Here is a 21,815-nt window from a genome sequence, read left to right as displayed (position 1 = left end):
TCGTCGGTCTCGAACGGCACGTCGATGAACTTCGCGCCGAGCGATTCGATCTGCTCGCGCACGGCCGGACGCACGTCCGACGCTTCAATGACCGCACCCAGACGCTTGGCCGTCGCGATGGCCTGCAAGCCCGCAACGCCAGCGCCCAGCACAACGAGACGCGCAGCCTTCACGGTACCGGCAGCCGTCATGAGCATCGGCATGAAGCGTTGATAGAGGTTCGCGGCGAGCATCACGGCCTTGTAACCGGCAATGTTGGCCTGCGAGGAGAGCACGTCCATGCTCTGCGCGCGCGTGGTGCGCGGCGCGGCTTCAAGTGCGAAGCCGATGATGCCAGCGGCGGCCATGCGTGCGTTGTTCTCGGCATCGAACGGATTGAGCATGCCCACGACCACGGCGCCACGGCGCATCTGGCCGATCTCCGTGACCGACGGGGCACGCACCTTCAGCACCATCTCCGCACCGAACGCTTCGGCAGCCGTGCCGCTCGACGCGCCCGCCGCGACATACGCCGCATCGGGTACGCTCGCCGCCTCTCCGGCGCCATGCTCCACGGTGACGCGATGCCCTGCGCCCACCAGCTTCTTCACCGTTTCCGGTGTGGCCGCGACGCGGGATTCGCCGCCGGCCGTCTCCTTTGGAATGCCAATATGCATAGTTATTGTCTCGGGGTCTGAGCCCCTGTCGTGTTGTGAAACTCAGGCCGCAACGGCTCTCGGCGCCAGCATCGAACGACCTTCATTGGCCGCTTCGAAGCAACGCACCTTGGTGCAGTGAATCAGGTCGCAAAGGAATTCCGGTTCGTAGGCGCGCAGCAGGTGCGGCTGATGGCCGTCGAGGTAAGCCCCGATCAACACCAGCTCGGCCATGCGCAACGCCTGCGCCGAAGCGCCTTCGAGATACGCCAGCGGCAAATCCTGGTTACCGGTGATGTGCAGCAAACGGGTGTAGGTGTGGTTATCCCAATACCAGTCCAGACCCAGTTCGACGAATGCGTTGTTGAACGCATGCAGATGAGCGTTGGCAACCGGTGCCAGGGCGGCGGGTTTGATGTGCGTTTCGATGACCGACATGATGGCGTCTCCCAAAGAGTGATCGTCCAAACCCGCGTGGCGCCTGACGTGAGCGCGTTGCCTTTGCTGGTTCTCGCCGGGCAATCTGCCTGACGCTTCACCGGCCGTTACGCGCTGCTTCTACATTTTTCGCTTTGTCGTCACACCACTTTCATGCGGGCTGCCATTGCAGATTACGCAGCCCGACATATAAAAGACAGTTAAAGTTAATTATGCAAACCATCAACGATTACTTATACTTCGCGAAGACGGTGGTGCGAACACACGACACGTCGTAGCGCATCGCTCACCTCCTTCCCAAACGAACCTCCGCCGCATGAAACACGCCACGCTCCGCCAGTTGAAAGTCTTCGAAGCCGTGGCGCGCCATCTGAGCTTCTCGCGCGCCGCCGAAGAACTTCACCTCACGCAACCGGCCGTCTCGACACAGGTCAAGCAACTTGAGACACACGCCGGACTTCCGCTCTTCGAGCAACTGGGCAAGAAGATCTTCCTGACACCAGCGGGCAACGAAATGCTGCATTACAGCCGCGCGATCATTGCGCTGTTCCGTGAGACCGAAGAGGCAATGGATCACCTCAAGGGCATTACGGGCGGCAAGCTCAACGTGGCTGTCATCAGCGCAGGCGACTACTTTTTCCCTCGCCTGCTCGCGGCATTCACCGTGCGCCATCCCGGCGTCACCCTCAATCTCACGGTGCACAACCGCGAGGAACTGCTACATCAACTCACCGAAAATCTGACCGATCTGGCGGTGATGGTGCGTCCGCCCCACGAAATCGATACGATCAACGAAGCCTTCGCGCCGCACCCGTACATCATCGTGGCGCCGCCCGGCCATGCATTGGCCGGTCAGAAACAGATTCCGTTTTCACGGCTGGCGCAAGAACCGTTCATCAGCCGCGAGCGCGGGTCCGACACCTGGAATTCCCTGCAAGACGCCTTCGGCCATCGCACCCAGCAACTGAAGATCGCGATGGAGATCGCCAGCACCGAAACCATCAAGCAGGCGGTGATTGCAGGCATGGGCGTCAGCTTCCTGTCCGCACACACCGTCGGCATGGAGTTGCAGACGGGCCAGTTGACGGTGCTCGACGTACAGGGCTTTCCGGCGTGGCAAAGCTGGTACGTCGTGCATCGCCGAAGCAAACGATTGCCGCCGGTCGCGCTCGCCTTCCGTCAGTTCCTGCTCTCCGAAGGCGCCGCGTTGATCGACGGCATGATGGCCTACAAAAGCCCCGTGCCGCCGCCCGCAGGCAGCGACACGAAATAGGCCCCATCACTTGTCATGCCCAGGCAGATCGTTCCGGTCTGCCGAATGAAAAAGGGCGATCGACTCAGGCCATTGCCACCCCGGCCGACCACCGTGAAATCGGTTGCTCGCGATGCAGATCGCGCCCTGCGATCTGCCATCTGCCATTTGCGGTTCGTGCGCCGGACTCAGCCGCCCATGCGGTTGGCCAGCGTGCCCAGTCCGTCGATGCTCACTTCCACCAGCGCGCCCTCTTTCATCGAGCCCACGCCGATCGACGTGCCGACCGCGATCACGTCGCCGGGCAACAGCGTCATGTCTTGCGACAGGCGCGCGACGAGTTGCCACGGATTGAAGATCATGTCGGCGAGCGGATAGCGCTGACGCTCGGTGCCGTCGAGCGTCGTGACGAGTTCCGCCTCGCGCCAGTCGAAGTCTTCGGCGATGACCGGGCCGAGGCAGCCGAACGTGTCGAAGCCTTTCGCGCGTGTCCACTGCGCGAAGTTGCCGTCCTGCTCGATGATTTCAGCGGCCGTGACGTCGTTGACCAGCGTGTAACCGAGGATGTAGTCGCGTGCCGCTTCCTCGCTCACGTGGCTCGCGCGCTTGCCGATCACGATGCCCAGTTCGCCCTCGAAGACGATCTTCCCGGCATACGAGGCCGGACGGCGAATCACGCCCTCGGGACCGTTGAGCGTGGTGGCGGGCTTGATGAGAAACAGCGGATGCGACGGCGCGGCCTTGCCGAGCTTCGCGCCGAGCGCGTGAAAGTTGTTCCAGAGCGCCACGATTTTCGAGGGCTCGCAGGGACACAGCAGATCGACCGCGTCGCGCGCAATCGTTGCGCCCGTGGCGACGGGTTGATCGTAAAGATCGCCGCGATGTTCGAGAATGTGATCGCCCTGCAACAGGCCAAAGCCGATGCGGCCATGTGCGGTCTTGAAACGGGTCCAGAGCTTCATGCGTTTGCCATTCCTGTAGCGGTGAGGCGGCACGGCAGCGGCTGCCAGGCGCGCGCCTCACACGATGTCTTGAAGTCATTCACATCTGCCTCTTGCAGACACTTGCGACACTTTCGATTCGGGGCGGCCACTTGCCCTTTGCCGCGCCCGCTTGCGTGCTTGAGGTTGCGTGCCTGAGGTTGCGTGCTTAAGGGCGTGAGGTCGAGAGGTCGAATCCCCCGCGTGCGTCAGACCGCGCCGACTTCGCGCAGCGCCGAGATCTGCTGCGCGCTGTAGCCGAACTCCGAGAGCACGTCGTCGGTGTGCTCGCCGAGCAGCGGCGAACGTTCCACTTGCGTGGGGCTGTCCGAGAGCTTGATCGGGTTGCCGACAGTCAGGTACTTGCCGCGCTTCGGGTGATCGACTTCGACGATGGTGCCCGTCTCGCGCAGCGACATGTCTTCGGCGATTTCCTTCATCGAGAGGATCGGACCGCACGGAATGTCGTACTCGTTGAGAATGCCCATGACTTCGAACTTGGTCTTCGTCACGGTCCACTGTTCGACGGTGTCGAAGATCTCGCGCAGACGCGGCAAACGCGCGCGCGGCGTGGCGTAATCCGGATGCTCGACCCACTCGGGCTTGCCGATCACCTTGCAGATCGAACCCCACACCGGGGCCTGCGTGATGAAGTAGATGTAAGCGTTCGGGTCCGTCTCCCAGCCCTTGCACTTCAGGATCCAGCCCGGCTGGCCGCCACCCGAGGCATTACCGGCGCGCGGCACCGCGTCGCCGAATTCGCCGTTCGGGTACTGCGGATACTCTTCCATCACGCGCGCACGCTCCAGACGCTGCTGATCGCGCAACTTCACGCGGCACAGGTTCAGCACACCGTCCTGCATGGCGGCGAGCACGCGCTGGCCCTGACCGGTCATCGTGCGCTGATACAGCGCCGTGACGATGCCCAGCGCCAGATGCAGACCCGTGCCGGAATCGCCGATCTGCGCGCCCGTCACCATGGGCGGGCCGTCGTCGAAACCGGTCGTGGATGCGGCGCCACCAACGCACTGCGCCACGTTCTCGTACACCTTGCAGTCCTGATATGGACCCGGGCCGAAGCCCTTGACCGAGGCGACGATCATGCGCGGGTTGAGCGAGTGAATGTGTTCCCAGGTGAAGCCCATGCGATCGAGGGCGCCCGGTGCGAAGTTCTCCACGAGCACGTCGCAGTCGCGAATCATACGCTCGAGCACCGCCTTGCCTTCCGGATGCTTCGTATCAAGCGTGATCGAACGCTTGTTGCTGTTGAGCATCGTGAAGTAAAGGCTGTCCGCGTCGGGAATGTCGCGCAGCTGATCGCGCGTAACGTCGCCGTGACCCGCGCGTTCGATCTTGATCACGTCCGCGCCGAACCAGGCCAGCAACTGCGTACACGTTGGCCCGGACTGCACATGCGTGAAGTCGAGAATGCGCACACCTTCGAGTGCCTTTCCCATGGTTTGTCTCCTCCTGATGCGACGGCGTTTATGTAATGGGTATGCGAGGTGCGCCGCGAAAAACACGTGAGCGCCATGCCTTTCGATTGCCGCAATATCGCGAGCCTCGCCGGATCTGACGCAGGTCGTCGCCTCTTCGGGCGCCATCATCTGCATCGATCGAATGTTGTGATATACGGTATTTCATACACGATATTTTATCAACGGCTTTTTGTTGCCGATGCGATTTGCTGTATCGCGGCATTTCTGGATCGAAATCGCCGAGAAGCCTATGAATAAAGGGACTCCGCATTGCAACAAGTCTGGAATTACCCCATGGAGCTAGGGGTTTACAGGCATGTGTCACTGCGGTGAAAGTCAGGCGGTCGATCAGGGAGAGTTATCAATACGTCTTAAATATATTGAATACAAAATACTTATTAGTCGCGCGGCTCACCCGTTCCTTCGCGTAAAAAGCAAAAAAGCACCGGTGCGCATCTACGCATCGGTGCTTCTTTTCCCTCCGTGGCGAACGAGTTACGTCGGTTAACGCCGTCTCATGCGCGTCAGCAGGCTCACGACTTGCGCGGGCTCGTCATCGTCACGGGAATCAACCCGCCGTCGCGGCCAGTTTCGCTTCGAGTTCGGTCACGCGCTTGCGCAGTTGACGGTCCTCCTGAAAACGCGCCGTCTCGTCGCGAATCACGGCGACGATGCCGGTCACCTCACCTGCCGCACCATGCAGCAAGGCCACGGTGAACGCAATCGACATGGCACGGCCATCCTTGTGCGCAGCCGGCACCTTGAGCAGATCGCTACCGTACTTCGTCTGCCCCGTTTCCATCGTCTTGGCATAGCCCTCGTTGTGACGCGCGCGCAGCCGGTCGGGAATGATGATGTCGAGCGGCTGCCCGACGGCCTCCGCCGCCGAGAAGCCGAACATCTTCTCCGCGCCCGAATTCCACAGCGTGATGATGTTCGTGGGGTCGGCCACGACGATGGCGTCGCCTACGGCCTGCACCAGTTGATTGACGTCGACGGATGCGCTCATGGTGTCTCCAATAATCTTGTGGGGGAAATGCGATGGTCACGATTGGCATCGATGCCAAACATGCCAATAAATTACATCAATTAGAGGACAGCACGGTCCCGAAAATAAAAATGGGTGCAGGCTCCGCACGGAACCGCACCCATGGACACCTCACCTGCGGCCGCGCACACCGTTACCGCCCGAAGGCGGCAACGGTGAGTACGGCATGACAGCGTTTGCCTGACGGCTAACGACTGAGCGAACTCAGACCGAACGTGCTGCGTGCAGGTTGGCGATCTGGTCCTTGCTGTAACCCAGCTCGGACAGGATCTCGTCGGTGTGCTCGCCCAGCAGCGGCGAACCCGTGATTTCCGGCTTCAGACCCGAGAACTTGATCGGGCTGCCGACGGTCAGGTACGAACCACGTTCCTTGTGCGGCACTTCCACGATCGTGCCCGAAGCGCGCAGCGACGGATCGTTGGCGATTTCCTTCATGGACAGCACCGGTGCGCACGGAATGTCGAACTTGCGCAGGATGTCGACCGCTTCGTACTTCGTCTTGTCGGCCAGCCAGGCTTCGATGGTCGCGAAGATGTCGAAGATGTGCGGTTGACGGGCTTGTGCCGTGGCGTAGTTCGGATCGCTGATCCACTCCGGCTTGCCCAGTGCGCGGCAAATCGGCTCCCAGGCGTGACCCTGGATCGTGAAGTAGATGTAAGCGTTCGGGTCCGTTTCCCAGCCCTTGCACTTGAGCACCCAACCCGGCTGACCGCCACCGCCGGCGTTACCGCCACGCGGCACGACATCGCTGAACTCGCCATGCGGGTACTGCGGATACTCTTCGAGGTAGCCGACACGGTCCAGACGCTGCTGGTCGCGCAGCTTCACGCGGCACAGGTTGATGACCGAATCCTGCATCGAGACGGCCACCTTCTGACCACGGCCCGTCTGACCACGGCCGATGAGTGCCGTCAGAATACCGATGGCCAGGTGCATGCCGGTGTTGCTGTCGCCGAGCGCTGCGGCCGACACCGTGGGGGGGCCGTCCCAGAAACCCGTCGTCGAAGCGGCACCGCCTGCGCACTGCGCCACGTTTTCGTAGACTTTCAGGTCATCGTAGTGGTGGCCGTCCGAGAAGCCCTTGACCGATGCCACGATGAGCTTCGGGTTCAGTTCGTTCAGACGCTCCCACGTGAAGCCCATGCGGTCCAGCGCGCCCGGGGCGAAGTTCTCGACCAGAACGTCCGATTCCTTCACGAGCTTCTCGAGCACTTCCTTGCCTTCCGGCGTCTTCGTGTCCAGCGTCAGCGAGCGCTTGTTGCTGTTGAGCATCGTGAAGTACAAGGCATCGGCGTCGGGGATGTCGCGCAACTGGTTACGCGTCACGTCGCCCGAACCCGGGCGTTCCACCTTGATCACGTCAGCGCCGAACCATGCCAGCAGCTGGGTACAGGCCGGGCCAGCCTGCACGTGCGTGAAGTCGATGATCTTGATTCCTTCGAGGGGTTTGCTCATGTCATGTCTCCTTGATTGACTCAGCACTTACTTTTTCATCGCCGCGCTTTGCGGGTTCAGATTCGTCAGACGACCGCTTTCGGTACCGGCAGATTCGTCGATCACAGCGTTGATCAGGCTCGGCTTGCCCGCAGCGATGGATTCCTCCAGCGCCTTGATCAGCTCGGCCGGCGTGGTCACGTTGTAGCCAATGCCGCCGAAGGCTTCGATCATCTTGTCGTAGCGCGCGCCTTTGACGAACACCGTCGGGGCCACGTCCTTGCCGCCCGTCGGGTTGACGTCGGTGCCGCGATACACGCCGTTGTTATTGAAGATGATGGTGGTGACCGGCAGGTCGTAACGGCAGATGGTTTCGAGTTCCATGCCGCTGAAGCCGAAGGCGCTGTCACCTTCGATGGCCACGACCGGCAGACCGCTGGTCACGGCCGCGCCGATGGCGAAGCCCATGCCGATGCCCATCACGCCCCAGGTACCCGAGTCGAAGCGCTTGCGCGGCTGGTACTGGTCGATGATCGCGCGGGCATAGTCGAGCGTGTTCGCGCCTTCGTTGACCAGGTTGATGTCCGGGTGCTTCTTCAGAACGTCACGGATCGCGCCGAGCGCGCTGTGGAAGTTCATCGGCGACGGATTCTGGGCAAGCGTTGCCGCCATCTTCGCCAGGTTCTTGTTCTTGCGTTCTGCAATCGCGCCGGTCCATTCGGTCGACGGCTTGCCGAAGTTGGCATCCACGCCGGCGAGCAGTGCCTTGACGCACGAACCGATGTCGCCGATCACGGGTGCCGCGATCGCCACGTTGCTGTCGATTTCCGTCGGCGAGATGTCGATCTGCACGAACTTCTTCGGCGCCGAACCCCAGGTCTTGCCCTTGCCGTGTGCAAGCAGCCAGTTCAGACGCGCGCCGATCAGCACGACGACGTCGGCTTCTTGCAGCACGAACGAGCGCGCGGCCGATGCCGATTGCTCATGCGTGTCGGGCAGCAGACCCTTGGCCATCGACATCGGCAGGTACGGAATGCCGGTCTTCTCGATCAGGGCGCGAATGTCTTCGTCGGCCTGCGCGTACGAAGCGCCCTTGCCCAGCAGAATCAGCGGACGCTTGGCGCCCTTGATGACGTCGAGCGCGCGCTGGACGGCGTCTTGCGCCGGGATCTGACGCGGTGCGGCGTCGATCACGCGGATCAGCGAATCCTTGGCCTTCTGGGCGTCGATGGTCTGCGACAGCAGCTTGGCCGGCAGATCCAGATAGACACCGCCCGGACGACCGGACACGGCAGCGCGGATCGCACGAGCCAGGCCCACGCCGATGTCTTCGGCATGCAGCACGCGGTAAGCAGCCTTGCAATACGGCTTGGCCGCATTGAGCTGATCCATTTCTTCGTAGTCGCCCTGCTGCAGGTCGACGATCTCACGCTCGCTCGAACCGCTGATGAGAATCATCGGGAAGCAGTTGGTCGTCGCGTTGGCGAGTGCCGTCAGGCCGTTCAGGAAGCCCGGTGCGGACACCGTCAGGCAGATGCCCGGCTTTTGCGTCATGTAGCCGGCGATAGCGGCGGCGTGACCTGCGTGCTGTTCATGGCGGAAGCCGATGAAGCGCAGGCCTTCGGCTTGCGCGAGGCGAGCCAGATCGGTGATGGGAATCCCCACCAGACCGAAGATGGTGTCGATGTCGTTCGCTTTCAGGGCATCGATGACCAGATGGAAGCCATCGGTCGTTGCTGCCTCGGACACGATGTTCGCGTGTCGGCTGTTGTCTTCGAGCGTGTCGTTTTCCGCCTTGCCGACTGGCACGGTCATCGCAATGGACATAATTCTCTCCTCCAATTTTTCCGGTTTCAGTGTTGCGTCGTCTTGTCTGACGATTAGTGGGTATTCCTGTACTGCTTCTCTACTTGTCCTTCCGGTCGTGCAATCGGGCCTTCAGTCATTCAGGGCCCGGATTGCACGCCGGTGAGACATGTTCCTAATCAAGCCAGCCAGTCTGCTTCCTGCTTAGTACTGCTTAACGTCAAGCTGACGTATCGAGTTCGCCTTACGTGGTGCTGCGGCTCAGGTCCGCGGCACGAGCGGTCGGCTCGTTCGACTCCGCCTTGTAGTCGCTGGCGTAACGCTGTGCCAGACGGGCACGCATCGGCTTGAGGACAAACAAGGCAAGGAAGGCAGCGAAGGCGTTCATGGCGCAAGCGATCATGAACACGGCCTGCCAGCTACCGGTCGACGTGGTGATGATGCTCGAGAAAGGCACCAGCAACGCGGCGGTCCCCTTCGCGGTGTACAGCATCCCCGCGTTGGTAGCGGCGTACTTCGAACCATACGTATCGGCACAGGTCGCCGGGAACAAGCTGTAGATCTCACCCCAGGCGAAGAACACCAGGCCGGTCAGGATCACGAACGCCACCGGGTGCTGGCCGAACTTTGCCAGTGCGTAAATCCCCGCGGCTTCCATCGCAAAGGCGATGAACATCGTGTTTTCCCGTCCGATCTTGTCCGAGATCCAGCCGAACACCGGACGCGTCACCCCGTTGAGCACACGGTCGATGGCCAGTGCGAAGGTGAGTGCGGGCAGCGTGAGGCCGAGAATCGAGACCGGTGCCTGATCCAGACCGTAGTCCTTGGCGATCGGACCGAGCTGAGCCGTGGCCATCAGACCGCCTGCGGCCATCAGCACGAACATCAGATACATCATCCAGAACACCGGGGAGCGCATGACTTCCGTCGGCTTGGCGTTGTAGCGCATTGCGCCCGGCGCCAGCTTCTTGAGCGCTTCGATCGATGCCGGCGGGTTGGCAAGCGCCAGACCCAGCAACAGCACGATGATCCCCTGGCCCAGACCGAAGGTCAGGAACGTGTTCTCGTAGCCGCTCGACTTGATCATGTTGGCGATCGGTACCACGGTCAGCGCCGAACCCGCGCCGAAACCGGCAGCGGTCAGACCCGCGGCAAGACCGCGGCGATCCGGGAACCACTTCAGTGCGTTACCCACGCAGGTGCCATACACCGCACCAGCGCCGACACCGCCCACGGCCGCTGCGAAATACAGCATCGGCAGCGAAGACGCATAGGCGTTGAGCACCCATGCAATACCGCACAACAGACCGCCACCGACGACCACCGGGCGCGGGCCGAACTTGTCGACCAGATACCCTTCGATCGGCACCAGCCAGGTTTCCGTCACGACGAAAATCGTGAACGCCACCTGAATGGCCGTACGGCCCCAACCATACTTCTCATCGATCGGATTGACGAACAGCGTCCACCCGTACTGCAAGTTGGCGATCATCGCCATGCAAATCACGCCGAACACGAGCTGAACCCAAGGGCTCGCGAACACGGATTGTTTGCCGTGTTGATTTGTCGTCTCCACTTTGTACCTCCTCCATCGGTTTTCAGTTGTTTGGCAGCTTCACAACAACAACACCTTCCGGATGGGGTCTATGCCCCCTGGGTATGCTTTACGAGGTCTTGGCCTCGTCGACTTGTCTCTAATGCTTACGGGTCCATTGCATTTCCCGTAAATATACCGAACGAAATATACGATATATCAGATATAAGTCAACACTAATTTATTGCTGTCCTCGTTTTCCTCCTCGCGTGCCGAAGTCGTTTTCGTCCATTGCAGCGACAACAACTCCGGCACGCGAGGCACTGTCCTAAGTGGCGGCTAGATACAGTAACGCAACTGTAGGACGGAGCGGCGCAACAACGCAATGCGAAAACACTAAGGAGTTAACCTGATCCGGGAACCTTACCCAACAAGGCGCTCAAGCCTTTTATATCGGGCTCTTTTGGATTTTTTAAAACGAGCACAAGGCGATATTTTTGTTATTTTTTCTCACAAGAAGTGCTCTCCTCTCTCGCACCGCATCCGCTGTAACACACCGTAATAATTCGTTTGCCAGCCTGTGCCGGGCATTTCATAAATGCAATTGATCACCGCAACGCTCACACATGCGAAACACCGTTTTTCGGGCGTCTGCGGGGAAACCATGAGACCCAATACCCCAACAAGGCTTGGCGCTATTCTCCTTGTGATATACGATATACAACATTTGGTATTAGAAGAATAAAGAGAACACAAGCGGCCAGTACCAGGCCCAGGTTTCGATTCACTTTGGAGGGAGAGACTTCATGAAGATCTGCATCTATGGCGCTGGCGCCATCGGCGGCTATCTCGGCGTGCAACTCGCGCGCGCCGGAGCCGATGTCAGTCTGGTGGCGCGCGGACCGCATCTGGCGGCCATGCGCGAGAACGGACTCAAGCTGCTTATCGATGGCGAAGAGCGTGTCGCTCATCTGCGCTGCACGGACGATGCCCGCGAGCTCGGGCATCAGGATTACGTGATCATCGCGCTCAAGGCACACTCGGTCCCGTCGGTCCTCGACGCAATGCAGCCGTTGATCGGTCCGAATACGGCCGTGGTCACGGCCGTGAACGGCATTCCCTACTGGTACTTCTACAAGCACGGCGGCGCGCTCGAAGGCACGACGCTCGAAAGCATCGATCCGGGCGGCCGTCAGTGGCGCGAACTCGGCCCCGAGCGTGCGATCGGCTGCGTGGTCTATCCGGCCACGGAAGTCGTTGCGCCGGGGGTGATCCAGCACGTCTACGGCAACAAGTTCCCGCTCGGCGAAGCCAGCGGCGAGCGCAGCGAGCGCGTGGAAAAACTCTCGCAAATGATGATTGCCGGCGGGCTCGATGCACCGATTCGCGAAAACATCCGCGACGAGATCTGGCTCAAGCTGTGGGGCAACCTCTGCTTCAACCCGATCTCCGCGCTCACGCACGGCACGCTCGACATCATCGCCAGCGATCCGGGCACCCGCGCCGTGGCGCGCGCCATGATGCTCGAAGCCAAAACCATCGGCGACAAGTTCGGCGTGCACTTCCGGGTGGATGTCGAGCGCCGCATCAATGGCGCAGGCGCCGTCGGTGCGCACAAGACGTCGATGCTTCAGGATCTCGAGCGCGATCGCGCGATGGAAATCGATCCGCTGGTGTCCGTCGTGCAGGAGATGGGCCGGCTGGCCAATGTGCCCACGCCGACGCTCGACGTCGTGCTGGCCCTCATCAAGCAGCGCGAATTCATGACGAAACCCGATGCGGTCGCAGCGGCGCAGGAGCGTCTGGCCAAGGCGGCTTAAGGGGCATAAGCGGCATAAAACGGCAGCGTCTGTCGTGAGCGGTATCTCGGCATTTTGGTCATCGCCAACATCACCCGTGATATCGCGCCAACGCAGGCAAGCCTGCTTTTCCCGGCGTCGGTCGACGCCAGCGTTGTTTCCAGGAGACACCGGACGCGCAAGGCAAATCATCGCGCCTCACCGGATGACTCACTGACTATTTATATAGAGGGCGACGTGACGGGACCGGAAAATCCCTCACGAACCGCACCCTGCAATCGCTCACACGCGCCGCCACCGGACCTCCGGTCGCGGCCGATTTTTTGCCGGAAACACGGCCGTTGTCCGGGACATGCAGGCATTACCTGATGTGGTTTCGCGGCAACGCAATAACGTGCATTTGCCCCACCCCGAAAGCGTGATCCGAACCATCGAAAACTGCGTGCGCCCCTGGCGTCCCGAAATCCACATCATTGCAAGCCAGACGGCCTTCCGAGGAGGTTCATCGCCATAACCGACCTGATCCGACCCGCCCAGCACTATCGGAAAAAGAGACAAATCCGAGCCGTGTAAGCGCAGTGTGACGTGAAGAACGTCCCGAAAAACGATAAATTTTGATATTCGGTATGTGGTATATCTTGAGACTTGTTGCGGCGCGACATACAATGCAAAGCAAGTTCTCCCCCACATTACTACTCGTCAACTTTTATCTGGAGTCTCACCATGTTAGTCGCTGCCCTTACTCTGCTTGCCCTGGCTTCCGCCCTCGCCGCCGGTGTCGCGATGGTTCATCTGTTCGTCGCTCTGCCCGCCAAGATGCTCGAAAAGGCCGAAACGAATGGCCGTTTCGCTTACCTGGCGGAAACCACGCAGGCAAACGAATCGGGTAAACTCGTCACGAAGCCGGCCACCATCGTGGGGCAGCAAGCATTGCGCCTCTGAAGGGGCCGTAATACCTAGGAGACTATTGCATGTCCCTGATCACCCCAACTCCGGTGCGCGTGACGCCACTCGCACTGGAGCCGATCGACACCACTACGAGTTTTCGTAATCAGGCGTATGCGCTGCTGAAAAAAGCCATCGCCGACGCGGACATCTATAACCAGAAGGAAGAAATTCGCCTGGATGAGCGTCAGCTCATCCAGGTGCTTGGCGTTTCACGCACCCCGATTCGCGAAGCCATGACCTTGCTGGAACAAGAAGGTTTTCTCCGCACGGTGCCACGCCGGGGCATCTTTATCATCCGCAAGACCAAGCGCGAAATCGTGGAGATGATTCAGATGTGGGCCGCCCTCGAAGGGATGTCCGCGCGTCTGGCCACGCTGAATGCGAGCGACGAAGAGATCGCCAAGCTACGTCATCTGTTCGACGAGTTCGTCAATGCGCCGCCGACCGATCACATCGAAGAGTATTCGGACGCGAACATCGACTTCCACCAGGCACTGATCAATCTCGGCGGCTCGCAAGCGATCGCCAACACGATCAAGAACCTGTTCATTCACGTGCGCGCCATCCGCAAGGTGACGATCGCTCAGAACGACCGGGCAGCACGCTCGATCGTCGATCACCTGAAGATCATCACCGCGCTCGAAAAGCGCGATACGGAACTCGCCGAGAAGCTCGCGCGCGACCACACCCTCGGGTTGGCCGCCTTCGTCGAAGAACATTGCGACTTCCTCGAATAAGCGATTGACTGCTCGGCCGGCGCACCTGCGCGCCGCGTAAAAAAGCCAGCGACACCTCACGGTCGCTGGCTTTTTTCTTTGGCTCGCCCCATGCGTTCACGCCCCTCTGCGGCGTGACGTTTGCACCGTCGCTATCCCTTGTCGCGCATCGCTTTTCCGCGCGTTTTTCTCCCTCCCGGAACTCCGGGTAAACGATCCCGCAAATCCGCTTGCCGAGCTATTGCACGTATACCGTATATGATATATCGTGTTTCACATACTGACCGAAGGTTGACGAAGTAAGCAACGGGCGAGAGGCCGAGCCCGTGCGACATATGGTGGGGGCTATGTGTCGCACGTTCATACGGCGTCGCGCTGATCGCTAGACCCGAGCAGCGTCGCCGCATGCGACCAATGGGTCTCTCGCCCCGGGGCAGGAAAAGAACATATAACCACCCTCAGGTGCACGGTCCCCTCAGTGCACCAAACAGGAGACATCAGCCATGCGCGAGGCTTTTTCCATCGCGACGGTGCAAGCGATTCTGGACGCTCATGCAGCTCAGGAAGGCCCCCTTCTGCCGATCCTCCATGACGTTCAGGAAGCTTTCGGCTACGTTCCCCCGGATGCCGTGTCCGTCATCGCCAACGCCCTCAACCTGTCTCGCGCCGAAGTCCATGGCGTGATCACGTTCTATCACCACTTCCGCACCAGCCCGCCGCCGCGACACGTCGTTCAGATCTGTCGCGCCGAGGCATGTCAGAGCATGGGCGCCGATGCACTCGTGGCACACGCCGAACGCGTGCTGGGTTGCGCGATGCACAGCCACAGCGGCGACGTCGCACTCGAACCCGTGTTTTGCCTCGGGCAGTGCGCCACCTCCCCCGCCATCACCATCGACGACAAGCTGCACGCGCGCGTCACCCCCGAGAAATTCGACCGTCTGGTCGCCCGCGCCAAGGATGCCGTATGAGCCAGTCCCCGAACGCCAGCAAGGTGCGCCTCTATCTGCCGCGTGACTCCGCCGCCCTCGCGCTGGGCGCCGACGAAGTCGCCGAAGCCATCACGGCCCAAGCCGCCGAGCGCGGCATCGACATCGAGCTGGTGCGCAACGGCACGCGCGGCATGCTCTGGCTCGAACCGCTGCTCGAAGTCGTCACGCCCGCCGGTCGTGTCGCTTACGGTCCGGTCGAGGTCGATGATGTCGCCAGCCTGTTCGACGCCAATGTCACCGCCGGCGGCGATCATCCGCTGGCCCTTGGCCTGACCGAAGAGATTCCGTATTTCAAGAAGCAGGAACGTCTGACGTTCGCCCGCGTGGGCATCACCGATCCCGTCTCGGTCGACGACTACGTCGCGCACGACGGCTATCGCGGTCTGCGCAACGCGCTCGCACTGGACGGCGCGGCCATCGTCACGCAAGTCACCGACTCCGGCCTGCGCGGTCGCGGCGGTGCGGCGTTCCCGACCGGCATCAAATGGAAGACGGTGCTGAACACGCCCGCCGCGCAGAAGTACATCGTCTGCAACGCCGACGAAGGCGATTCGGGCACGTTCGCCGACCGCATGCTGATGGAAGGCGATCCGCTCGTGCTCGTGGAAGGCATGACGATTGCCGGTGTCGCCGTGGGTGCGACGCGCGGCTATATCTACGTTCGCAGCGAGTATCCGCACTCGATCGACGTGCTGAACGAAGCCATCGTCAACGCCAATAAGGCGGGCTATCTCGGCGAGGACATTCTCGGCTCGGGCAAGACCTTCCACCTCGAAGTGCGCAAGGCCGCTGGCGCGTACGTCTGCGGCGAAGAAACGGCGCTGCTCGAGAGTCTCGAAGGCAAGCGCGGTGTAGTGCGTGCCAAGCCGCCGCTGCCTGCGATCGAAGGCCTCTTCGGCTTGCCGACGGTCATCAACAACGTGATCTCGCTCGCCTCGGTGCCAATCATCATGGATCGTGGCGCCGACTTTTATAAGAACTTCGGCATGGGCCGCTCGCGCGGCACGCTGCCCATCCAGCTCGCAGGCAACATCAAATACGGCGGCCTCATCGAGAAGGCTTTCGGCGTAACGCTGCGCGAAATCCTGTACGACTACGGCGGCGGCGCCATCACCGGACGCCCGCTGCGCGCGGTGCAGGTCGGCGGCCCGCTCGGCTCCTATCTGCCCGAATCGCAGTGGGACACGCCGCTCGACTACGAAGCGTTCGCTGCGCACTGGGCCGTGCTCGGTCACGGCGGCATCGTGGCGCACGACGACACCGTCGATCTCGCCAAGCTCGCCCGCTACGCGATGGAGTTCTGCACCATCGAATCGTGCGGCAAGTGCACGCCGTGCCGCATCGGCTCGACGCGCGGCGTCGAAGTGATGGACAAGATCATCGACGGTCGCGACCGTCCCAAGCAGATCAAGCTGCTGCGCGACCTGTGCGACACGATGCTGAGCGGCTCGCTGTGCGCCATGGGCGGCATGACGCCCTACCCCGTGCTGTCTGCGCTGAATCATTTCCCAGAAGACTTCGGCGCGGCCGAATCGTCGAACCTGCCGACCAAGGCCGCCTAGGAGACCCCCGATCATGATGGATCCGATGTTTGAGAAGGATTACGGCACCCCGCGCCGCGAATCGACGAAGGAAGTCACGCTGGAAATCGACGGCGAGCAGATCACTGTGCCTGCCGGCACATCGATCATGCGCGCAGCGTCAGAAGGCGGCGTGAATGTCCCCAAGCTGTGCGCGACCGACTCGCTGGAGCCGTTCGGCTCGTGCCGTCTGTGTCTGGTCGAAATCGAAGGCCGTCGCGGCTTCCCCGCGTCGTGCACCACGCCGGTCGAACCCGGCATGAAGGTGCGCACGCAATCGCCGAAGCTCCAGGAACTGCGCAAGGGCGTGATGGAGCTTTACATCTCCGACCACCCGCTCGACTGCCTCACGTGCGCCGCCAACGGCGACTGCGAACTGCAGGACATGGCCGGCGTCACGGGCCTGCGCGAAGTGCGCTACGGCTTCGACGGCGCGAACCACTTCGACAGCGAGAAGGACGAGTCGAACCCCTACTTCACCTACGACGCCTCGAAGTGCATCGTCTGTAACCGTTGCGTGCGCGCCTGCGAGGAAACCCAGGGCACGTTCGCGCTGACGATCTCGGGTCGTGGCTTCGAAGCGCGCGTCTCACCGGGTCAGGACCAGCCGTTCATGGATTCGGAATGCGTGTCGTGCGGCGCCTGCGTGGCCGCCTGCCCGACCGCGACGTTGCAGGAAAAGTCGGTGATCCATCTCGGTCAGGCCGAGCACGCCAAGATCACCACCTGCGCCTATTGCGGCGTGGGCTGCTCGTTCAAGGCGGAGATGAAGGGCAACGAAGTCGTGCGCATGGTGCCGCACAAGGACGGTCAGGCCAACGAAGGCCATGCCTGCGTGAAAGGCCGCTTCGCCTGGGGCTACGCCACGCACAAGGACCGCATTCTCACGCCCAAGATCCGCAAGAAGATCACCGATCCGTGGCAGGAAGTGTCGTGGGACGAAGCGCTCGATTACGCAGCATCGGAATTCAAGCGCATTCAGGCCAAGTACGGACGTGACTCCATCGGCGGCCTCGTGTCGTCGCGTTGCACGAACGAAGAAGACTACCTCGTGCAGAAGCTGGTGCGCGCCGCGTTCGGCAACAACAACGTCGACACCTGCGCCCGCGTCTGCCACTCGCCGACCGGCTACGGTCTGAAGGCCACGCTTGGCGAGTCGGCCGGTACGCAGACGTTCAAGTCGGTCGAGCATTCCGACGTGATTCTCGTGATGGGTGCGAACCCGACCGATGGTCACCCGGTGTTCGGTTCGCGCATGAAGAAGCGTCTGCGCGAAGGCGCAAAGCTGATCGTGATCGACCCGCGCCGTATCGATCTGGTCAAGAGCCCGCACATCAAGGCCGAGTATCACCTGCAACTGCGCCCGGGTACGAACGTCGCCATGGTCAACGCGCTGGCGCACGTGATCGTCACCGAAGGCCTGATGGCCGACGACTTCATCGCCGAGCGTTGCGAAGACCGTGCCTTCCAGCAATGGCGCGACTTCATCTCCCGCGCCGAGAACTCGCCGGAAGCCACGGAAGCCCAGACCGGCGTGCCGGCGCATCTCGTGCGCGGTGCGGCGCGTCTGTACGCCACCGGCGGCAACGCAGCGATTTACTACGGTCTGGGTGTCACGGAGCACGCACAAGGCTCGACGACGGTGATCGGCATCGCCAACCTGTCGATGGTCACCGGCAACATCGGTCGTGAAGGCGTGGGCGTGAACCCGCTGCGCGGTCAGAACAACGTGCAGGGCTCGTGCGACATGGGCGCCTTCCCGCACGAACTGCCGGGCTACCGTCACGTGTCGGATTCGAGCGCACGTGCGCTGTTCGAAGCCGAATGGGGCGTCGAGCTGCAAGCCGAGCCGGGTCTGCGCATTCCGAACATGTTCGACGCCGCACTCGCAGGCACCTTCATGGGCTTGTACTGCCAGGGCGAAGACATCGTCCAGTCGGACCCGAACACGCAACACGTCACGCATGCGCTGGAACAGATGGAGTGCATCGTGGTGCAGGACATCTTCCTGAACGAAACCGCGAAGTATGCCCACGTGCTGCTGCCGGGTTCGTCGTTCTTGGAGAAGGACGGCACGTTCACCAACGCCGAGCGTCGTATCTCGCGCGTGCGTCAGGTCATGCCGCCGCGCGCCGGTTATGCCGACTGGGAAGTGACGATCCAGTTCGCGAAGCGTCTAGGCTACGAGATGAACTACTCGCACCCGTCGGAAATCATGGACGAGATCGCGCGTCTCACGCCGACGTTCACGGGCGTGAGCTACGAAAAGCTCGATCGCCTGGGCAGCGTGCAATGGCCGTGTAACGAGGAAGCGCCGGAAGGCACGCCCGTCATGCACATCGACGAGTTCGTGCGCGGCAAGGGCAAGTTCCTCATCACCCAGTACGTGCCGACGGACGAGAAGGTCACGCGCCGCTTCCCGCTCATCCTCACGACCGGGCGAATCCTGTCGCAGTACAACGTCGGGGCACAGACGCGTCGTACGGACAACAACTACTGGCACGGCGAAGACCGCCTCGAAGTGCATCCGCACGACGCCGAAGAGCGCGGCATCAAGGACGGCGACTGGGTCGGCATCCAGAGCCGTGCGGGCGAGACGGTACTGCGCGCGATCGTAAGCGACCGCATGCAGCCGGGCGTGGTGTACACGACGTTCCACTTCCCGGAATCGGGGGCGAACGTCATCACCACGGACAACTCGGACTGGGCGACGAACTGTCCCGAGTACAAGGTGACGGCCGTACAGGTCACGCCGGTGGCGCAGCCCTCGGAATGGCAACGTCAGTATTCGGACTTCAACCGTCAGCAGGAAGCCTTCCTCGGTCACGCGCAAGCGGAAGCCAGCCCGAACTGAGGACGCGGCAAACGTCGCAACTTACGCAGTCATGTAGTGAAGCAACAAGGCGCGCGGTTTCGTCGAACGACGATGCCGCGCGCGGCAAGGAACAATCCGCGTCCGACGCCAGGAGGGCTGCACAGTGCCGGCGAGCCTCACCGTCGAATGCCAACGGACGGTGCGGCGGACGCGAGATTGGCCATGCCCGCAGGGACTCACGCAAACGCACGCCAACGCACGCCAACACTTCGCAGCAGAACGATCACAGGGGACGAGACAGCACATGGACACCGACAATCTGGTCAAGATGGCCAATCAGATCGGGGATTTTTTCGAGACGATGCCCGATCGCAGCGAAGCGCTCGAGAACATCGCGGGCCACCTGCGCCGCTTCTGGGCGCCGCGTATGCGCATGACGATTCTCGAACACCTCGAAGCGACCGACGGCCACGGCATGCGTGAGATCGTCGTGGCGGCGATCACCGCACATCGCGCCGAACTGTGGCCGCGTGCCTGAGTCAGGCACCGAGCTTGATAAGTACCGCACCGCCGACCACGAGGCTGCAAGCCACGAGCCGGCGGGCGTTGAGTTTTTCCCGCAGGAACAGCCAGCCCAGCAGCACCGCGAAGATGGCGCTCGACTCGCGCAGCGCCGACACCACACCCATCGGCAGGTATTGCAGCGCGAAGACCACCATGCCGTAAGCGCACGGCGCGACGATCCCCGCGCCCAGCGCCTCGGCCACCCTGCGCGGCGGCGCGAGGAACATGCCGCGCCAGCCTCCGCGTAACGTCCACACCGCCCCCACTAGCGGCACCCCCGCGCAGAGATACGCCCACGCGATATAGGCGAACCCGTTGCCGTTCGACAGGCGCACGCCGAAGCCATCGATGATCGTGTAGGCCGCGATGAATACACCGGTCAGCAAGGCGGCCGGCACGCTATCGCCGGAGAAGCGCCGCCCGCGCAAGGCAAGCGAGAGAATGCCCGTACAGATGCAGACAATGCCCGCGACGGCAATCCAGCGAGGCATCTCTCCGGCCAGCAGCAGCGCCGCTCCCGAAATGAGCAATGGGGAGATGCCGCGCGCGATGGGATAGATCTGCCCGAACTCACCGACGCGATACGCACGAATGAGCGCCGCCGTGTACGCCACCTGCGCGCACGCAGACAGCGCAATGAGCGGCCAGACCTGCATCGGCGGTGCGGGCAGCAAGGCGATACCGATGAGCGCGGCGATCAACTGCGGCACCGCCATCATGCCGACTTGCCAGACACGATCGGGACTTGCGTGGAGGAAAGCGTTCCAGGTGGCGTGCATCAGTGCTGAGAGCAGCACCAGTAGCACGATGGGTGTGGTGGTCATGTCGATCCGGACGCAGCGGGATGTCGGAAAACGACTGACAACGCCGGCGTCCGACCGAGGGCAAAGGCGTCATTGTCGCAGCGCTCGCGCGTTTGCCATAGAGCCAGCCGTCTCGATTCCCGTCGGGCCAGACATCACAGAAAGTTGTCCACACCCTTTGTGGATAACCCACTGGATAACCTGACACCGTCTTCTCAAACGCCCCGTGAACAGGGGCTGTCAAGAGCCTTGCTCAAAAAACGATCAGACGCGGAACAAATATTCGGCTTGACGGTCTGCCCCCTCCCTGCTCAATGGCCTGATCCCTCGTTTGCCGACAGATCGGGCTCCTTCTTACTTTCTGTGGGGCAAGTCGCGCTCAGGCGTCGTCCTTCGCATCGTCTTTTGCAGCAGGCGACTGCGGCACCGCACGCAACGCCGCGACCACCTTGCCCTGACCAAACCCGGCCTCCGGCGCCTTCTGCAACGCCAGCAGGTATCGCTCACCGAACTCCTTGTCCGTGTGGCGGAACAGCTTCGCCGCTTCGTCGGCGAGTGCAATGCCGGCGTCGTGCTGCGGCGGCTCCTGCTCCTGCCACTCGTCGAGTGCGACGATCAGTCGCGAGAGCGGATCGAGCCAGCGGAACCACGGGTCCTCGGTGAACAGTTGCACGAAGCGGCCGGTCGGTACGGGACCGAAAACTGCTTCGTATTGCTGACGGTCATAGTCGATCAGCAACTTGTGCTGGGCAAGCAGCGCCGTGCGCAGCGCCTTCATGGCGGCAATCTGGGCGGCACTGGCCGGTGTGGTTTCGGTCGGTTCGGTCATCTATCGCCCCGGGAACGTCAGAAAGGTTAGGAAACGGAATTGGAAAGCGTCTTACACGCACTTTAGGACTTAGCCCATAGCCAACGAGCGTCTGGATCACGATACTACACGGGTCTTGCAAACACCTCGCGAGACCAGGCTTTCACTTCCCCGTGGGAGGCCTG

The 21,815-nt window shown here is 61.8% G+C and carries 17 protein-coding genes and 1 pseudogene; 8 read left to right on the top strand and 10 right to left on the bottom strand.

Annotated features, from left to right (window positions below; genetic code table 11):
* Positions 1-656: pseudogene (locus C5N93_RS00865) on the bottom strand (NAD(P)(+) transhydrogenase (Re/Si-specific) subunit alpha); the annotation flags it as partial.
* A gap of 42 nt (positions 657-698) precedes the next feature.
* Complete coding sequence (locus C5N93_RS00860) at positions 699-1,073, bottom strand: hypothetical protein (RefSeq protein WP_242557935.1); 375 nt, start codon at positions 1,071-1,073, stop codon at positions 699-701.
* A 316-nt stretch (positions 1,074-1,389) separates the two neighbouring features.
* Here C5N93_RS00860 and C5N93_RS00855 point away from each other — a divergent pair, with 316 nt between their 5' ends.
* A complete protein-coding gene (locus C5N93_RS00855; RefSeq protein WP_242557934.1) occupies positions 1,390-2,346 on the top strand; it encodes a LysR family transcriptional regulator in 957 nt (318 codons plus the stop codon).
* Between the two features lie 167 nt (positions 2,347-2,513).
* Here the strand turns inward: C5N93_RS00855 and C5N93_RS00850 are convergent, their stop codons facing one another.
* The 6 genes from C5N93_RS00850 to oxlT form a co-directional block, all read right to left on the bottom strand.
* Positions 2,514-3,287, bottom strand: coding sequence for a fumarylacetoacetate hydrolase family protein (locus C5N93_RS00850; protein ID WP_150721764.1), 774 nt, complete (start codon positions 3,285-3,287; stop codon positions 2,514-2,516).
* Between the two features lie 227 nt (positions 3,288-3,514).
* Positions 3,515-4,762, bottom strand: a complete 1,248-nt coding sequence (gene frc / locus C5N93_RS00845; protein WP_069343420.1) for a formyl-CoA transferase — start codon at positions 4,760-4,762, stop codon at positions 3,515-3,517.
* A gap of 589 nt (positions 4,763-5,351) precedes the next feature.
* On the bottom strand, positions 5,352-5,792 hold the full coding sequence (locus C5N93_RS00840; protein WP_242557933.1) for a PAS domain S-box protein: 441 nt from the start codon (positions 5,790-5,792) through the stop codon (positions 5,352-5,354).
* Between the two features lie 243 nt (positions 5,793-6,035).
* Positions 6,036-7,286: a formyl-CoA transferase gene (gene frc / locus C5N93_RS00835; RefSeq protein ID WP_069343422.1), complete on the bottom strand. Its 1,251-nt coding sequence runs from the start codon at positions 7,284-7,286 to the stop codon at positions 6,036-6,038.
* Positions 7,287-7,313: 27 nt separating this feature from the next.
* On the bottom strand, positions 7,314-9,092 hold the full coding sequence (oxc, locus tag C5N93_RS00830) for an oxalyl-CoA decarboxylase (protein ID WP_240493619.1): 1,779 nt from the start codon (positions 9,090-9,092) through the stop codon (positions 7,314-7,316).
* A 223-nt stretch (positions 9,093-9,315) separates the two neighbouring features.
* On the bottom strand, positions 9,316-10,647 hold the full coding sequence (gene oxlT, locus C5N93_RS00825) for an oxalate/formate MFS antiporter (protein WP_069343423.1): 1,332 nt from the start codon (positions 10,645-10,647) through the stop codon (positions 9,316-9,318).
* Between the two features lie 764 nt (positions 10,648-11,411).
* Between oxlT and C5N93_RS00820 the strand changes: the two genes are divergently transcribed.
* The 7 genes from C5N93_RS00820 (at position 11,412) to C5N93_RS00790 (ending at position 19,993) form a co-directional block, all read left to right on the top strand.
* On the top strand, positions 11,412-12,425 hold the full coding sequence (locus tag C5N93_RS00820) for a 2-dehydropantoate 2-reductase (protein ID WP_069343424.1): 1,014 nt from the start codon (positions 11,412-11,414) through the stop codon (positions 12,423-12,425).
* Between the two features lie 702 nt (positions 12,426-13,127).
* Positions 13,128-13,346: a hypothetical protein gene (locus tag C5N93_RS00815; RefSeq protein WP_069343425.1), complete on the top strand. Its 219-nt coding sequence runs from the start codon at positions 13,128-13,130 to the stop codon at positions 13,344-13,346.
* Positions 13,347-13,375: 29 nt separating this feature from the next.
* Positions 13,376-14,089, top strand: a complete 714-nt coding sequence (locus C5N93_RS00810; RefSeq protein ID WP_069343426.1) for a GntR family transcriptional regulator — start codon at positions 13,376-13,378, stop codon at positions 14,087-14,089.
* Between the two features lie 482 nt (positions 14,090-14,571).
* Positions 14,572-15,039, top strand: a complete 468-nt coding sequence (locus C5N93_RS00805) for a formate dehydrogenase subunit gamma (RefSeq protein ID WP_242557932.1) — start codon at positions 14,572-14,574, stop codon at positions 15,037-15,039.
* Complete coding sequence (locus C5N93_RS00800) at positions 15,036-16,622, top strand: NADH-quinone oxidoreductase subunit NuoF (protein WP_242557931.1); 1,587 nt, start codon at positions 15,036-15,038, stop codon at positions 16,620-16,622. The genes C5N93_RS00805 and C5N93_RS00800 overlap by 4 nt, the downstream gene beginning before the upstream one ends.
* A gap of 13 nt (positions 16,623-16,635) precedes the next feature.
* Positions 16,636-19,494 (top strand): formate dehydrogenase subunit alpha, encoded by a 2,859-nt coding sequence (gene fdhF / locus C5N93_RS00795; RefSeq protein ID WP_242557930.1) that lies wholly within the window; start codon positions 16,636-16,638, stop codon positions 19,492-19,494.
* 265 nt (positions 19,495-19,759) lie between these two features.
* Positions 19,760-19,993 (top strand): formate dehydrogenase subunit delta, encoded by a 234-nt coding sequence (locus C5N93_RS00790; RefSeq protein WP_069343430.1) that lies wholly within the window; start codon positions 19,760-19,762, stop codon positions 19,991-19,993.
* A 1-nt stretch (position 19,994) separates the two neighbouring features.
* On the opposite strand, the gene C5N93_RS00785 is transcribed toward C5N93_RS00790, so the two are convergent.
* Both C5N93_RS00785 and C5N93_RS00780 read right to left on the bottom strand, forming a co-directional pair.
* Positions 19,995-20,843, bottom strand: coding sequence for an EamA family transporter (locus tag C5N93_RS00785; protein WP_242557929.1), 849 nt, complete (start codon positions 20,841-20,843; stop codon positions 19,995-19,997).
* Between the two features lie 358 nt (positions 20,844-21,201).
* Positions 21,202-21,651 (bottom strand): hypothetical protein, encoded by a 450-nt coding sequence (locus tag C5N93_RS00780; protein ID WP_242557928.1) that lies wholly within the window; start codon positions 21,649-21,651, stop codon positions 21,202-21,204.
* Positions 21,652-21,815: the final 164 nt, after the last annotated feature.

The sequence above is a fragment of the Pandoraea sp. LA3 genome (genome assembly GCF_022696215.1).
GTDB lineage: Bacteria > Pseudomonadota > Gammaproteobacteria > Burkholderiales > Burkholderiaceae > Pandoraea > Pandoraea capi.
This window is presented reverse-complemented; position numbering and strand designations above follow the sequence as displayed.

What these genes read in the sequence shown, in the direction of transcription:
- C5N93_RS00850 (WP_150721764.1), bottom strand. Translation starts at nt 3,287, where the DNA reads ATGAAGCTCTGGACCCGTTTCAAGACCGCACATGGCCGCATCGGCTTT.
- C5N93_RS00820 (WP_069343424.1), top strand. Translation starts at nt 11,412, where the DNA reads ATGAAGATCTGCATCTATGGCGCTGGCGCCATCGGCGGCTATCTCGGC.
- oxc (WP_240493619.1), bottom strand. Translation starts at nt 9,092, where the DNA reads ATGTCCATTGCGATGACCGTGCCAGTCGGCAAGGCGGAAAACGACACG.
- C5N93_RS00840 (WP_242557933.1), bottom strand. Translation starts at nt 5,792, where the DNA reads ATGAGCGCATCCGTCGACGTCAATCAACTGGTGCAGGCCGTAGGCGAC.
- C5N93_RS00815 (WP_069343425.1), top strand. Translation starts at nt 13,128, where the DNA reads ATGTTAGTCGCTGCCCTTACTCTGCTTGCCCTGGCTTCCGCCCTCGCC.
- fdhF (WP_242557930.1), top strand. Translation starts at nt 16,636, where the DNA reads ATGATGGATCCGATGTTTGAGAAGGATTACGGCACCCCGCGCCGCGAA.
- C5N93_RS00855 (WP_242557934.1), top strand. Translation starts at nt 1,390, where the DNA reads ATGAAACACGCCACGCTCCGCCAGTTGAAAGTCTTCGAAGCCGTGGCG.
- frc (WP_069343422.1), bottom strand. Translation starts at nt 7,286, where the DNA reads ATGAGCAAACCCCTCGAAGGAATCAAGATCATCGACTTCACGCACGTG.
- C5N93_RS00805 (WP_242557932.1), top strand. Translation starts at nt 14,572, where the DNA reads ATGCGCGAGGCTTTTTCCATCGCGACGGTGCAAGCGATTCTGGACGCT.
- C5N93_RS00800 (WP_242557931.1), top strand. Translation starts at nt 15,036, where the DNA reads ATGAGCCAGTCCCCGAACGCCAGCAAGGTGCGCCTCTATCTGCCGCGT.
- C5N93_RS00860 (WP_242557935.1), bottom strand. Translation starts at nt 1,073, where the DNA reads ATGTCGGTCATCGAAACGCACATCAAACCCGCCGCCCTGGCACCGGTT.
- C5N93_RS00810 (WP_069343426.1), top strand. Translation starts at nt 13,376, where the DNA reads ATGTCCCTGATCACCCCAACTCCGGTGCGCGTGACGCCACTCGCACTG.
- C5N93_RS00785 (WP_242557929.1), bottom strand. Translation starts at nt 20,843, where the DNA reads ATGACCACCACACCCATCGTGCTACTGGTGCTGCTCTCAGCACTGATG.
- frc (WP_069343420.1), bottom strand. Translation starts at nt 4,762, where the DNA reads ATGGGAAAGGCACTCGAAGGTGTGCGCATTCTCGACTTCACGCATGTG.
- C5N93_RS00790 (WP_069343430.1), top strand. Translation starts at nt 19,760, where the DNA reads ATGGACACCGACAATCTGGTCAAGATGGCCAATCAGATCGGGGATTTT.
- C5N93_RS00780 (WP_242557928.1), bottom strand. Translation starts at nt 21,651, where the DNA reads ATGACCGAACCGACCGAAACCACACCGGCCAGTGCCGCCCAGATTGCC.